This window comes from Streptomyces lushanensis, from assembly GCF_001700515.1.
GTDB classification, from domain to species: domain Bacteria; phylum Actinomycetota; class Actinomycetes; order Streptomycetales; family Streptomycetaceae; genus Streptomyces; species Streptomyces lushanensis.
In genome coordinates this window covers 1-13341 of sequence record NZ_MAUD01000159.1, presented here as the reverse complement: position 1 = coordinate 13341, position 13341 = coordinate 1, and the positions used below count along the sequence as shown (strand labels likewise).

General features: G+C 73.2%; 10 protein-coding genes. 6 read left to right on the top strand and 4 right to left on the bottom strand.

Going from position 1 to position 13341, the window contains the following annotated elements; all coding sequences use genetic code 11:
- Window positions 1-294: 294 nt before the first annotated feature.
- Genes BFF77_RS14850 through BFF77_RS14835 form a run of 4 tightly spaced genes read left to right on the top strand, consistent with a single transcriptional unit; the run spans window position 295 to window position 7494 of the window.
- Entirely contained in the window at window positions 295-1413 is a 1119-nt protein-coding gene (locus tag BFF77_RS14850; protein WP_066949056.1) for a glycosyltransferase family 4 protein, read from the top strand.
- Window positions 1410-2582, top strand: coding sequence for a glycosyltransferase (locus BFF77_RS14845; RefSeq protein ID WP_066949052.1), 1173 nt, complete (start codon window positions 1410-1412; stop codon window positions 2580-2582). Before BFF77_RS14850 ends, BFF77_RS14845 begins: the two co-directional genes overlap by 4 nt.
- On the top strand, window positions 2579-3850 hold the full coding sequence (locus BFF77_RS14840; RefSeq protein WP_425424374.1) for an SGNH/GDSL hydrolase family protein: 1272 nt from the start codon (window positions 2579-2581) through the stop codon (window positions 3848-3850). The genes BFF77_RS14845 and BFF77_RS14840 overlap by 4 nt, the downstream gene beginning before the upstream one ends.
- Entirely contained in the window at window positions 3847-7494 is a 3648-nt protein-coding gene (locus BFF77_RS14835; RefSeq protein WP_066949049.1) for a hydantoinase B/oxoprolinase family protein, read from the top strand. The genes BFF77_RS14840 and BFF77_RS14835 overlap by 4 nt, the downstream gene beginning before the upstream one ends.
- On the opposite strand, the gene BFF77_RS14830 is transcribed toward BFF77_RS14835, so the two are convergent.
- From BFF77_RS14830 to BFF77_RS14815, 4 genes are read right to left on the bottom strand one after another with little or no spacing between them, the layout of a single operon-like run.
- Entirely contained in the window at window positions 7476-8444 is a 969-nt protein-coding gene (locus BFF77_RS14830; RefSeq protein WP_079125168.1) for a 5-oxoprolinase subunit C family protein, read from the bottom strand. The two genes, BFF77_RS14835 and BFF77_RS14830, sit on opposite strands and share 19 nt — an antisense overlap.
- Window positions 8441-9169, bottom strand: coding sequence for a 5-oxoprolinase subunit B family protein (locus BFF77_RS14825; RefSeq protein ID WP_079125167.1), 729 nt, complete (start codon window positions 9167-9169; stop codon window positions 8441-8443). The genes BFF77_RS14830 and BFF77_RS14825 overlap by 4 nt, the downstream gene beginning before the upstream one ends.
- Window positions 9166-9930, bottom strand: a complete 765-nt coding sequence (locus BFF77_RS14820; RefSeq protein ID WP_066949046.1) for a LamB/YcsF family protein — start codon at window positions 9928-9930, stop codon at window positions 9166-9168. Before BFF77_RS14820 ends, BFF77_RS14825 begins: the two co-directional genes overlap by 4 nt.
- A 25-nt stretch (window positions 9931-9955) precedes the next feature.
- Window positions 9956-11233, bottom strand: a complete 1278-nt coding sequence (locus BFF77_RS14815; protein WP_066949041.1) for an MFS transporter — start codon at window positions 11231-11233, stop codon at window positions 9956-9958.
- Window positions 11234-11381: 148 nt separating this feature from the next.
- Between BFF77_RS14815 and BFF77_RS14810 the strand changes: the two genes are divergently transcribed.
- Together BFF77_RS14810 and BFF77_RS14805 are read left to right on the top strand one after the other, a co-directional pair.
- Window positions 11382-12095 (top strand): GntR family transcriptional regulator, encoded by a 714-nt coding sequence (locus BFF77_RS14810; protein ID WP_066949038.1) that lies wholly within the window; start codon window positions 11382-11384, stop codon window positions 12093-12095.
- Between the two features lie 113 nt (window positions 12096-12208).
- Window positions 12209-13341: hypothetical protein (locus BFF77_RS14805; protein WP_066949036.1), on the top strand; the 1133-nt coding region annotated here is incomplete at its 3' end.

The following is a 13341-nucleotide window of genomic DNA, read 5'->3' as shown; positions in this document are numbered from 1 at the left end:
TCCTCCGCCTTGCGATGCTCCCCCGTGGCCTGAACGGCACGGGAGGTACCCCCTCCACCGGACGCTGCGGCCTGATCCACGAAGATCCGCCGGACAGGACCCAGGGCCGGCCGGTTCGTCCTCGATCGCCGGACGCGCGGCCGACGGCCGCACCGCGCTCCGTGAGCACACGCGCACCCTCCGTGCATCAGGCATGCCCGTCGGGGGCTTCCCGCGTCCAATGCTCACGGGACGTTCCCCACGCGGAAAGATCCACGTTGGCAGGGACACGTTCGGTAGGACGACAACACGAATATGCGTGTCGTCATAGTTACCGAGTCCTTCCCACCGGATGTCAACGGCGTAGCCCACTGCGCCCTCCAGACCGCCCGGCATCTCGCCGCGCGCGGCCATGATCCGCTCGTCATCGCTCCGGCAGTCGCCGGTGATGCCGAGATCGACGCACCGTGCCCCGTGGTGCGCGTGCCCTCCGTGCCGCTGCCCGGCTACCCCCAGGTCCGGGTGGCGCTGCCCAGCCGGCGCGTCGCGGCGACCATCGCCGCGCACCGTGCCGAGCTGGTCCACCTGGCGGGGCCGTTCGTGCTCGGCGTGCGCGGCATGACGGCCGCCTCACGGCTCGGAGTCCCCGCCGTCGCCGTGTACCAGACCGATCTCGCCGGCTACGCCCGCACCTATGTGGGCGCGGGCGAGGCCGCGGCCTGGCGCCGGATCCGTACCGTCCACACGGCGGCCGACCGCACCCTGGCACCGTCCAGCGCGGCCGTGCGCGACCTCGCCGAGCACGGCATCCCGCGGGTGCGGCTCTGGCCGCGCGGCGTGGACACCGTACGGTTCCGGCCCGAGCTGCGCGACGAGGAGCTGCGCCGGCGGCTCGCGCCCAACGGGGAGCTGATCGTCGGATACGTCGGCCGGCTGGCGCCCGAGAAGCATGTCGAACTCCTCGCGGGTGTCTGCGAGCTGCCGGGCGTGCGGGTGGTGATCGTCGGCGACGGTCCCAGCGAGGCCACGCTCCGGAGCACGCTTCCCGGCGCGGTCTTCCTGGGCCGTACGACCGGCGACGCGCTCGCGCGCACCTTCGCCTCGTTCGACGTGTTCGCGCACACCGGACCGTACGAGACCTTCTGCCAGACCGTGCAGGAGGCCATGGCCAGCGGCGTTCCGGTGATCGCGCCCGCCGCGGGCGGACCGCTCGACCTCGTCGCCCACGGATACACCGGCACACTGGTGAAGCCGCACGACGCCGACGCCGTCACCGAGGCCGTACGGGACCTCGCCCATGCCCCCGCGCTCCGTGAGGCGTACGGGCAGGCGGCGCGCACCACCGTGGAGGGCAGGACCTGGGCCGTCGTGGGCGACCAGCTTCTGGGCCACTACGACGAGGTGCTCGGCGCGCGCACGGCGGTGGTCGCGTGAGCGGCTTGCGCATCGTACGGCTGGCGAACTTCGTGACCCCGGCCTCGGGCGGGCTGCGTACCGCGCTCCAGGAGCTCGGCAGCGGCTATCTCGCGGCCGGACACGAGCCAGTGCTCATCGTGCCGGGGGAGCGGGAGTCCGACGAGGACACCGTGCAGGGACGTGTGATCACCCTGCCGGGTCCCGTCATCCCCGGCACCGGCGGCTACCGGGTGCTGACGGCCCGGAAGCGGCTGCGGCAGGTGCTCGAATCGCTCGGGCCCGACCGGCTCGAAGTCTCCGACCGGACCACCCTGCGGTGGACGGGCGAGTGGGCCCGGCGCCACCGCGTCCCCTCGGTGATGGTCTCCCACGAGACGGCGGACGGAGTGCTGCGCACCTGGGGCGTGCCCGGTGTGGCCGCGGGACGGACCGCGGACCGGCTCAACACGCGCAGCGCGTGGGCGTACTCGCGGATCGTGTGCACCACCGAGTGGGCGGAGCGCGAGTTCCTCCGCATCGGCGCCCGCAACGTGGTCCGCGCGCCGCTCGGCGTCGATCTGACCCGGTGCAGGCCGGACCGGCGCAGCGAGGCCCTGCGCGCCCGCTACGCGCGCGGCGCCGACGTGCTGCTGCTGCTCGGCTCCCGGCTCTCGGTGGAGAAGCGCCCGGGAGCCGCGCTGGACGCGCTCACCGAGCTGCGGGACCGGGGCGTACGGGCCGTCCTGGTCGTCGCGGGGGAGGGTCCGCTGCGCGCCGGACTGGTCCGCAGGGCCCGTGCCCAGCGGCTGCCCGCGCTCTTCCTCGGCCATGTGGCCAACCGCGAGGAGATGGCCGATCTCCAGGCCGCCGCGGACATCTGCCTGGCGCCGGGACCGGCCGAGACCTTCGGACTCTCGGCCCTGGAGGCGCTCGCCTGCGGCACACCGGTCGTCCCGAGCGCGTCCTCGGCGCTGCCCGAGGTCATCGGGGACGCGGGAGTGGCCGCCGTGGACAGCGCCGTGTCCTTCGCCGACGCGATCCAGGAGCTGCTGACGCGCCCGGAGGAGGACCGCCGCGCCGCGGCCCGCGCCCGCGCGGAGCTCTTCAGCTGGGAGAACGCGGTGGCCGGATTCCTGGCCGCGCACGACGCCCCGCTGCTGAACAAGGTGCCGTCGCAGATCCGCCGGCCGGACGGAGCGCAGAGATGACCACGGGCGCGGACATCGCGGAGTCGCTGCCGGGCGGAGAACGCACCGGCGAGGACTCGGACACGGTGCCGCGCATCGTCGTACGAGGGGGAGAACAGCCCATGGCCCCGGCGCAGCCCGGCACGGCGGCGACACCGTCGCCCCGGCCGCTTCCGTCGGGCACGGGGGACGGCTCACCGGGGCCGCTCGGCGGCGGCGCCGCGGCCGGCGCCCCGGCGGCCCCGGAGGCACCGCCGTACGTCCCCGGCGCCGGTGCGTCTGTTGTGGCCCTGCCTATGCCCGGGGCGCCCGGCGGCGCCCGCACGTTCCCGCGCGAGGAGTCCCCGCGCGAGCCGTCCGGCCCGGCCGGCGCCGCCGGCCTCCGCAAGGAGGGCGTCGTCGCGTCCGTGCGGGCGCTGCGGTTCGCCGCGCTCGGGGACTCGCTGACCGCCGGGATCGGCGATCCCGTGGACGGCGGATGGCGGGGCTGGGCCGCCCTGCTCGGCGGGGCCCTCGGGCCCGCCCGGCCCGCCGGCGCCGAGGGCGGGAGCGGCGTACGGTTCCACAACTTCGCCGTCAGCGGCGCGCTGACCCGCGACGTCGAGGAGCAGCAGGTCCCGGCCGTCCTCGACTTCGGGCCCGACATCGCGTCCGTCGTCGTCGGCGTCAACGACACGCTCCGCTGCGCCTTCGACATCCAGGACATCGCCCAGCGTCTCGACCGTGTCTGCACCGCCCTCGCCGCGCGCGGGGCCGTTCTGCTGACCACCTGCCTGCCGGATCCGGGGACCATGCTCGGGCTGCCCCTGCCGCTCGCCCGACCGCTCGCACGCCGGCAGCGCGCGCTCAACGCCGTCGTACACGCCCTGGCCGCGCGGTACGACACCGTCCATCTCCACATGGCCGACGCCGCCTGGGTCAACGACCGGTCCCTGTGGAGCGCCGACCGGCTGCACCCCGGGGAGCGCGGGCACCGGATGATCGCCGCGCGCTTCCACGCGCCGCTCGCCGCCCGGGGGCTGGCCATCGGCCCGCCGCCCTCCCTGGACGCCGATCAGCCCTCGCCCACCCGCGCCGCCGTGATGCGGTGGCTGGCCACCAAGGGGGCGAGCTGGGTGGCGCGCCGCTGCCAGGACCTGCTGCCCGAGCTGCTGCGACTCGCGGGGGACGAGCTACGGCACTGGGCCCGCGGCACCAGCGCCCGTCTCGACGTCCATGCCGAACAGGCGCTCTCCCGCGCGCTCGCCACCCTCTCCCCCGGCGTTCCCCGCGCGAGAATGGGGGAATGACCGGGCGCTGGGAATTCTGGATCGACCGGGGCGGCACCTTCACCGACGTGGTGGGCAGGCGCCCCGACGGAGAGCTGGTCACCGGAAAGCTGCTCTCGCACCATCCCGAGCGGTACCGGGACGCGGCGGTCGCCGGTGTCCGGCTGCTGCTCGGGCTCGGTCCGTACGATCCGGTCCCGGCCGACCGGATCGCCGTCGTGAAGATGGGGACGACCGTCGCCACGAACGCGCTCCTTGAGAGACGTGGTGAGCCGACCGTCCTCCTCATCACCGAGGGCTTCCGGGACGCGCTGCGGATCGCGTACCAGAACCGGCCCCGGCTCTTCGACCGCAGGATCGTGCTCCCCGAAGCGGTGTACGAACGGGTCATCGAGGTTCCCGAGCGGATCGACGCGCGGGGCGTGACCGTACGGCCGCTCGAACTGGACACCGTCACCGAGCGGCTGCGCGCGGCCCACCGGGACGGTTTCCGCGCCGCCGCCGTCGTCCTGATGCACGGCTACCGCCACCGCGCGCACGAGAGCGCCGTCGCCGAGGCCGCCCGCGCGGCCGGGTTCACCCAGGTGAGCTGCTCGCACGAGGTCAGCCCGCTGATCAAACTGGTGCCGCGCGGCGACACCACCGTCGTGGACGCCTATCTCTCCCCGATCCTGCGCCGCTATGTCGACGAGGTCGCCCGGGAACTGCGCGGTGTCCGGCTGATGTTCATGCAGTCCAACGGCGGGCTGCGGGAGGCGGCCCACTTCCGCGGCAAGGACGCCGTGCTCTCGGGACCGGCCGGCGGGGTCGTCGGTATGGCCCGTACGGCGGGGCAGGCGGGCTTCGACCGGGTCATCGGCTTCGACATGGGCGGCACCTCCACCGATGTCTCGCACTACGCGGGCGAGTTCGAGCGGGAACTCGGCACGCGGGTGGCCGGTGTCCGGATGCGGGCCCCGATGATGAGCATCCACACCGTCGCGGCGGGCGGCGGCTCCGTCCTCCACTTCGACGGCCGGCGCTACCGCGTCGGCCCCGACTCGGCGGGCGCCGTGCCGGGCCCGGCCTGCTACCGGCGCGGCGGCCCCCTGACCGTGACCGACGCGAACGTGATGCTCGGCCGCGTCCAGCCCGCCCACTTCCCGGCGGTGTTCGGCCCGGACGGCGATCAGCCGCTGGACGCCGAGGTGGTACGGCGGCGCTTCGAGGAACGCGCCGAGGAGGTACGGAAGGCCACCGGCGTCAGCCGCACTACCGAGGAGGTCGCGGCCGGCTATCTGGAGATCGCCGTGCTCGGCATGGCGAACGCCGTCAAGAAGATCTCCGTCCAGCGCGGTCACGACATCACCCGCTACGCGCTCACCAGCTTCGGCGGCGCGGGCGGACAGCACGCCTGCGCGGTCGCCGACGCCCTCGGGATCGACACGGTGATCGTGCCGCCGCTCGCCGGAGTCCTCTCCGCGTACGGCATCGGGCTCGCCGACGCCACCGCCATGCGCGAGCAGTCCGTCGAGGCCGAGCTGACCGAGCAGACCCTGCGCCGGGTGCGGGAGCTGTGCGACTCCCTGGCCGGGCGCACCCGCGCCGAGCTGATCGCCGACTCCGTACCGGACTCCGCGATCAGCACGCGCGCGCGGGTGCTGCTGCGGTACGCGGGGACGGACGCGGCGCTGCCGGTCGCCCTGGACGGTGTCCCGGCCATGACGGCGGCCTTCGAGGGCGAGCACCGTGCGCGCTACGCCTTCATCATGGACAAGCCGCTGGTGGTGGAGGCGGTCTCGGTCGAGGCCGTGGGCACCTCCGGCCCGCACGCTCCCTACAGGCCCCGGCCGTCGGGAAGCCCGCCCCCGCAGAGTCCGCCCTCCGAGCACCCGCCCTCCGAGCCTCCGCCCGGCGAGGCGCGGCCGTACGCCTCCGTGAGCATGTTCAGCGAAGGCCGCCGGCGCGGCACTCCGCTGTACCTCCGCGAGGAGCTGCGTCCCGCCGACACCGTGACCGGGCCCGCGGTGATCGCCGAGACCGACGCCACGACCGTGGTCGAACCGGGCTGGCGGGCGAGCGCGGGCGAGCTGGGCCATCTGCTGCTCACGCGGGTACGGCCGCGTCCCTCGCGGGTCGCGGTCGGCACGGACGTCGATCCCATGCTGCTCGAGGTGTTCAACAACCTCTTCATGGCGATCGCCGAGCAGATGGGCGTACGGCTGGAGAACACGGCCCACTCCGTCAACATCAAGGAGCGGCTCGACTTCTCCTGCGCGCTCTTCGACGCCGAGGGCAATCTGATCGCCAACGCGCCGCACATCCCGGTCCATCTGGGGTCCATGGGCGACTCCATCAAGGAGGTGCTGCGGCGCAACGAGGGCACGCTGCGGCCCGGTGACGTCTACGCGATCAACGATCCCTTCCACGGCGGCACGCATCTGCCCGATGTGACCGTCGTGACCCCGGTCTTCGACGAGGCGGGCGAACGGGTGCGGTTCGTGGTGGCCTCGCGCGGCCACCACGCCGAGATCGGCGGCATCACGCCGGGCTCCATGCCCGCCTTCAGCAGGACCGTGGACGAGGAGGGCGTGCTCTTCGACAACTGGCCGCTCGTCAGGGACGGCCGCTTCCGTGAGGCGGAGACGAGGCGACTGCTCACCAGCGCGCGTCATCCCTCCCGCGATCCCGACACCAATCTCGCCGATCTGCGGGCCCAGATCGCCGCGAACGAGAAGGGCATCGCCGAACTCTCCCGCATGGTCGACCAGTTCTCGGTCGAGGTCGTACAGGCGTACATGGGGCATGTGCGGCGCAACGCGGAGGAGTCCGTGCGCCGGATCGTCGCCGGGCTGCACGACGGCTCGTACCGCTATGTGACCGACGGCGGCGCGGTGATCGAGGTGGCGCTGAGGGTCGACCGGGCGGCGCGCGGCGCGGTGCTGGACTTCACCGGCAGCTCGGCGCAGCTCCCCGGCAACTTCAACGCGCCGAAGTCGGTGGTGACGGCCGCCGTGCTCTATGTCTTCAGGACGCTCGTGGCCGACGACATCCCGCTCAACAGCGGCTGTCTGGAACCGCTGGAGATCCGCGTACCGGAGGGCTCCATGCTGGCGCCCGTCCATCCCGCGGCGACCGTCGCGGGCAATGTGGAGACCTCGCAGGCGGTCACCGGCGCGCTCTACGCGGCGCTGCGCATCCAGGCCGAGGGCTCGGGCACCATGAACAACCTCACCTTCGGCAACGACCGGGTGCAGTACTACGAGACGGTGGCCAGCGGGTCCGGCGCGGGTGACGGCTTCGACGGCGCCGACGCCGTGCAGACCCATATGACCAACTCCCGGCTCACCGATCCCGAGGTGCTGGAGTGGCGCTTCCCGGTCCGGGTCGACGCCTTCGCCGTACGGGACGGCAGCGGCGGCGCCGGGCGGTGGCACGGCGGTGACGGTGTGGTGCGGCGCATCCGCTTCCTGGAGCCGATGACGGTGACGCTGCTGACCGGGCACCGCGAGGTCCCGCCGTACGGCATGGCGGGCGGGCGGCCCGGCGCGCTGGGCCGCAACGAGGTGGAGCGCGCGGACGGTACGCTCACGCCGCTGCGGGGCGTCGACTCGGCGGAGCTGGGCCCCGGTGATGTGCTGGTCATGCGGACGCCGGGCGGCGGTGGCTACGGCGTGGCGCCCTGACCGTGTCCGCCGCCGGCCTGTCCGCCGCCGGCCTGTCCGCGGTCGGTGGGAACGGCGCAGAACCGTCCCGGCCGCCGCACGGGGCGCGGAGCGCCCGGCACGAACCGTACGGGCGTGCCCGGCGCCGCCTGGGCCGCCGCCGCGAGGTCCCGCTCCACGACCACCGCGGCCACGGGATAACCGCCGGTGGTCGGATGGTCGGCGAGGAACACCACGGGGCGGCCGTCCGGAGGCACTTGCACCGCTCCCGTCACCATCCCCTCGCTGGGCAGTTCGTCCCGTACGGCACGCTCCAGAGGCGGGCCCTCGGTGCGCAGCCCGATGCGGTTGCTCGCCGACGAGACCCGGTAGACACCGGTGACCAGGGTGCGCAGCGCCGCGGAGGTGAACCAGTCGGCGCGCGGGCCGAGCCGTATCCCCAGCACCAGTTCGGCCGGCGGAGCGGCGACCGGTGTCCAGTCCACCGGCCCCGGACGGCCCGTCGAGGGGCCCAGCGGAATGACCTCGCCGTCGCGCAGCGGGGCCGGGCCGAGGCCCGACAGCAGATCCGTGGAGCGGCTGCCGAGCACCGGCTCCACCGCGATCCCACCGCCGAGGGCCACATAGGAGCGGACACCGCGGACCGCGGGGCCGACATCGAGGACCGCGCCCGCCCGGACGCGTACGGCCGCGCCCCAGGCCACCGGCCGTCCGTCGACGGACACCGCGCACGGCGCGCCGGTCACGGCCACGACGACCGGGCAGCGCGGCCGGAGCGCGCAGCCGTTGAGCGTCGTCTCCAGCGCCGCCGCGTCCGCCGGATTGCCCACCAGCCGGTTGACCAGGCGCAGCGCGGGCAGATCGAGGGCGCCGGAGCGGGGCACGCCCAGATGGGCGTGCCCGTACCGCCCCGAGTCCTGGACCGTGGTCAGCGCCCCGGCGCGGACGACCGCGAAGGCCCGGTCCGTCATCGGGCCGCGCCTTCGTCGCCCGCTCGCGGTACGCCGCCGGCTCGGGCCGCGTCGTCCGCGTCGGCCGTGCCGTCCGCGTGGTGTCCGCCGGGCCCGTCGTGTTCGCCGTAGTCGTCCACCGGAGTGAACCGTACCCGTGCTCCGGGCGTGAGCAGCGCGGCGGGCACGCGCGCCGGATCCCACAGGAGGGCGTCCGTCGTTCCGATGAGCTGCCAGCCACCGGGGGAGGCGCGCGGATACACGCCGGTGTACGGGCCCGCCAGCGCGACGGAACCCGCGGGCACCGCCGTCCGCGGAGTGGCTCTGCGCGGTACGGCGTACCGCTCCCCGAGCCCGGTCAGATAGCCGAAGCCCGGCGCGAACCCGCAGAAGGCGACGCGGAATTCGGCCGCCGAGTGGATCCGCGCGACCTCCTCCTCACCCACGCCCCACAGCGCCGCGACCGCGGCCAGATCAGGACCGTCGTAGCGGACGGGCACATCGACGGTGTCCGTCACGCGGGTGTGCGCCGGCGCCCTCTCCCAGCCGGCCAGCCCCGCAGCGAAGGCGGCCGGATCGTCCAGACCGTCCAGCAGGACGGTCCGCGCCGCGGGCACGATCTCCCCGACCGGCGGCAGGGTGCCCTCGGCGCGGCGGCGCAGCAGCTCGGCGTGGAGCGCGGCGCTCTCCTCGCCGTCGGCCAGCTCGACCAGCAGCGCCCGGTCGCCGACCGGCAGTGTTCTCATACGAAGGCCTCCACCCGCACACCCGCGGCCTTGAGCTGACCGCGGATGCGACGGGCCAGCCCGACGGCGCCCGGGGTGTCGCCGTGCACACAGAGCGAGCGGGCACGGACGGCGACGGACTGCCCGCACCGGGAGGTCAGCACACCGAACCGGGCCATGGACACGGACCGTTCCACCACGACCGCCGGATCCGTGATCACCGCGCCCTCCTCACCGCGCGGCACCAGGGTGCCCTCCGGCGTGTACGCGCGATCGGCGAACGCCTCGGTGACGACGGGCAGTCCGGCCTTCTCCGCGTGCTGGTGCAGCCGGGAGCCCGGCAGCCCGAGCAGCGGCAGCCGCTCGCCGGTCAGCAGGACGCCCTCCACGACGGCCTCGGCCTGCTCCTCGTCGCGCACCACCCGGTTGTAGAGCGCGCCATGCGGTTTGACGTAGGCGACCCGGGCGCCCGCCGCTCTCGCGAACACCTCCAGCGCGCCGATCTGGTACGCGATCTCGGCGGCCAGCTCGTCCGGCGGCACATCCATGGACCTCCGGCCGAACCCGGCCAGATCGCGGTACGAGACCTGGGCGCCGATCCGTACTCCGCGCTCGGCGGCCCAGCCGCAGACCCGCCGCATGGTGGCCGCGTCCCCGGCGTGGAATCCGCAGGCCACATTGGCGCTGGTGACGACGGAGAGCAGTTGCTCGTCGTCCGTCAGCCGCCAGCGGCCGAAGCCTTCGCCGAGGTCGGCGTTGAGATCGATGGACGCCCAGGTCATGGAGTCACCTTCCGATCGGATCGGGTCAGAGCAGTTCGCGGCCACGTGTCTCGGGCAGCCCGAGCAGGGCGAGTACCGCGAGACCGTAACCGACGGCGCCGAAGACCAGCGCGCCGCCGACCCCCCAGCTCGTGGCCAGAAAACCGACCAGGGTGGGGAAGACCGCGCCGACGGCACGGCCGGTGTTGTACGTGAATCCCTGGCCCGTACCGCGTACCGCCGTCGGATACAGCTCACTGAGGAACGAGCCGAAGCCGCTGAAAATGGCCGACATGCAGAAGCCGAGCGGGAATCCGAGCAGGAGCAGCAGCCAGTCGGCCGTGTCCGGGATGTTGACATAGGTGAGGATCGCGAGAGCGGAGAGCACCGCGAAGATCGCGACATTCTTCTTCCTGCCGAGCCGGTCGGTGAGATAGCCACCGGTCAGATAGCCGGCGAAGGCTCCCGAGATCAGGAAGGTGAGATAGCCGCCGGTGCCGATGACGGTCAGGCCCCGGTCCGACTTCAGATAGGTCGGGACCCAGGTGGCGAGCGTGTAGTAACCGCCCTGGACGCCCGTGGACAGCAGCGTCGCGAAGAACGTCGTACGGAGCAGGTCCCCGCGGAAGATCGCGGTGAACGAGCCCTTGTCCGTGCTGGTCCTGCGCTGTTCGGCCGCCGCCGGCGCGTCGCTGACGTTCCGTCGTACGTACACGATCAGCAGGGCGGGCAGCGCGCCCGTCCAGAACATCACGCGCCAGGCGGTGTCCGCGTCGAGGAACTGGAACACCAGCGTGTAGACGATGACGGCGAGTGCCCAGCCGGCCGCCCAGGCGCTCTGGACCGCGCCGAGCGTACGGCCGCGGTGTCTGCCGGAGGCGTACTCCGCGACCAGGATCGCGCCGACGGCCCACTCGCCGCCGAAGCCGAGGCCCTGGAGGGCGCGGAAGACCAGCAGGGTCTCGTAGTTGGGCGCGAATCCGCAGAGCACCGTGAAGACCGCGTAGGTGATGACGGTGATCATCAGGGCCCGTACCCGGCCGATGCGGTCGGCGAGCACCCCGGCGATCGCTCCGCCCACCGCGGAGACGACCAGGGTGACGGTGGTGAGAAGTCCGGTCTGGCCGCTGTCGAGACCGAAGTAGGCGGCGATCGCCACCATGCTCAGCGGCAGGGTGAAGAAGTCGTAGGAGTCGAGGCCGTAACCGCCGAACGCGCCCGCGAACGCGCGGCGCCCTTGCGGGCCCAGGGCCCGCAGCCAGGCTGACGCGCCGGTGTCCTCGGGGAGTTCGTCCTTGGCCGGACGTGCTGGGGCCGTGCTCATCTGCACCTCGCAGGAGGGTGAGAGTGTGCTGGGACCGTGAGCTGATACGACCGTAGGGGATCGTTCAACGATCCGACAAGAGTTTTGTTGTTTCGTTCTTGCTTCTACGATGAGTCCGTACGCGAACGGACATCAGGGAGAGGCTGCTGTGGGGACGACGAGCGGGGCCGAACTCGGCGGACTGGCGGACGACCGACCGCTGCTGGGCCGCACCAGTACGGCGGAGCGGGTCGCGGACATCCTGCGCAGCCGTATCGCGGAGGGCTACTTCCAGCCGGGCGAGCGGCTCTCGGAGGAAACCATCGGCAAGGCGCTCGCCGTCTCGCGCAACACGCTGCGCGAGGCGTTCCGGCTGCTCACGCACGAGCGGCTGCTCGTCCATGAGCTCAACCGCGGTGTCTTCGTACGGGTGCTCGCGGTCGAGGACGTCGAGGACATCTACCGCACCCGCCGGCTGATCGAATGCGCCGTCGTACGGGGGCTCGACGGGCCGCCGTTCCCGGTGGACGGACTGGAGAAGGCGGTCTCGCGGGGCGAGCGGGCCGCCCGGGAGGGGATCTGGAAGGGTGTCTCGACGGCGAACATCCACTTCCACCGGGAACTGGTCGCGCTGGCGGGCAGCGCCCGCACCGACGAGCTGATGCGCGGGGTCCTGGCCGAACTGCGGCTCGTCTTCCATGTGGTGGACGATCCGCGCGGGCTGCACGAGCCCTATCTCGTACGGAACCGGCAGCTCCTGGAGTCGCTCAGGTCGGGCGACCGGGAAGGCACGGAGCGGATGCTCGCGAAGTATCTGGACGACTCCCGCGAGCGGCTCGTCGAGGTCTACGCGGGAGCCGTCGCGGACGACACCGCACCCTAGGGCCTGTCCGGCCCGATCTTCGTGGGCCCGGAGGCGTCCCTGCGGCCGGTTGCGCGGCGGTCGCTTGCGTACTGTTTCGACCGATGTCGGTGCGAGGACTTAATCTGTGCACCGTGACTTCGCCTGCCTCGACGGACCCCGCTCCGCCCCAGCCCGGCGCGGGACCGCGGCCCGCGCAGGGCCCGGCCGCCGACGAAGGGCTGGCGCGCCGGCTGCGCGCGCTCGCGTGCACCGCGCCGCTGCACGACCTGGACACCCGCAAGGCCAATCTCGCCGGGGAGTACGCGGTCTACGGAATGGCGGAGGTCGCCCTCGCCGCCATCGACCTCGTCACACTCAACATGGACTTCGACACCGGCGCCGACCACGAGCAGATAGTGGGCCGGCTGCTCCCGCGCGTCGCCGCCCAGGCACCGGGCCGTCCGGCCGCCGAGCACGAACGGGTCGCCCGCTGGGTGCTGGAGAACCTGATCAACGTCGGCAGCGTGGACCGCGGCTTCCGCGCGGTGTACGGCACCTTCGGCACCGACGGCGTCTACACCCGCAGGGACTACGACTTCAAGCTCATCGAGGAGGTCCCGGGACACGGCGGCAGCGTCTATCTCCGTACGACGGACGAAGCGGTCAACGTCCTGGTCGGCGCGCTCGACACGGATGTCACCAGCGCGCAGATCGCCGCCGAGGTCAAGCTGGAGGTGCTGATCAACCGCGGCAGGCTCGCCGACGCCCAGCTCGCCGCCGAGCAGGCGCGCTACCGCACCGTGCAGTACGCGGAGACGCTGCGCAGGACGCTGGAGGCGACCCGCCGCAATGTCCGGGCGGTCGACTGGCTCAACTCCGTTCCCGACATGATCGACGAGGCGCTCGACCACGTGGCCGACCGCTACCGCCATGAGAACGCGATCCTGACCAACATCCGCAAGGCACGCGACGAGGCCGAGACCGGCGCCGACTCCAGAACGGCGGAGCACAAGCGGCGCGCCGCCGAGCTGGTCGACATCGTCAAGGACTGCATCCGCCGGCACACCCAGCTCCAGTCCCGGCTGCTGGAGGCGGGCCCGCTGTTCCGCGCGGAGCAGGACAGACAGGCCTTCGCCCGGCCCGCGGCCCGTACGGGCCTGGACCTCTACGGACAGCTCGTCGCGCCGCTGCTGCCCCTGCCGGTCGAGCGGGCCACACGTGTGACGGACGCGGGAGTCCGCAGGCCGGTGCCGCGGGCTAAGAACGCGTCCTTCACACGTGTGGC

What these genes read in the sequence shown, in the direction of transcription:
- BFF77_RS14825 (WP_079125167.1), bottom strand. Translation starts at nt 9,169, where the DNA reads ATGAGAACACTGCCGGTCGGCGACCGGGCGCTGCTGGTCGAGCTGGCC.
- BFF77_RS14835 (WP_066949049.1), top strand. Translation starts at nt 3,847, where the DNA reads ATGACCGGGCGCTGGGAATTCTGGATCGACCGGGGCGGCACCTTCACC.
- BFF77_RS14840 (WP_425424374.1), top strand. Translation starts at nt 2,579, where the DNA reads ATGACCACGGGCGCGGACATCGCGGAGTCGCTGCCGGGCGGAGAACGC.
- BFF77_RS14820 (WP_066949046.1), bottom strand. Translation starts at nt 9,930, where the DNA reads ATGACCTGGGCGTCCATCGATCTCAACGCCGACCTCGGCGAAGGCTTC.
- BFF77_RS14815 (WP_066949041.1), bottom strand. Translation starts at nt 11,233, where the DNA reads ATGAGCACGGCCCCAGCACGTCCGGCCAAGGACGAACTCCCCGAGGAC.
- BFF77_RS14850 (WP_066949056.1), top strand. Translation starts at nt 295, where the DNA reads ATGCGTGTCGTCATAGTTACCGAGTCCTTCCCACCGGATGTCAACGGC.
- BFF77_RS14830 (WP_079125168.1), bottom strand. Translation starts at nt 8,444, where the DNA reads ATGACGGACCGGGCCTTCGCGGTCGTCCGCGCCGGGGCGCTGACCACG.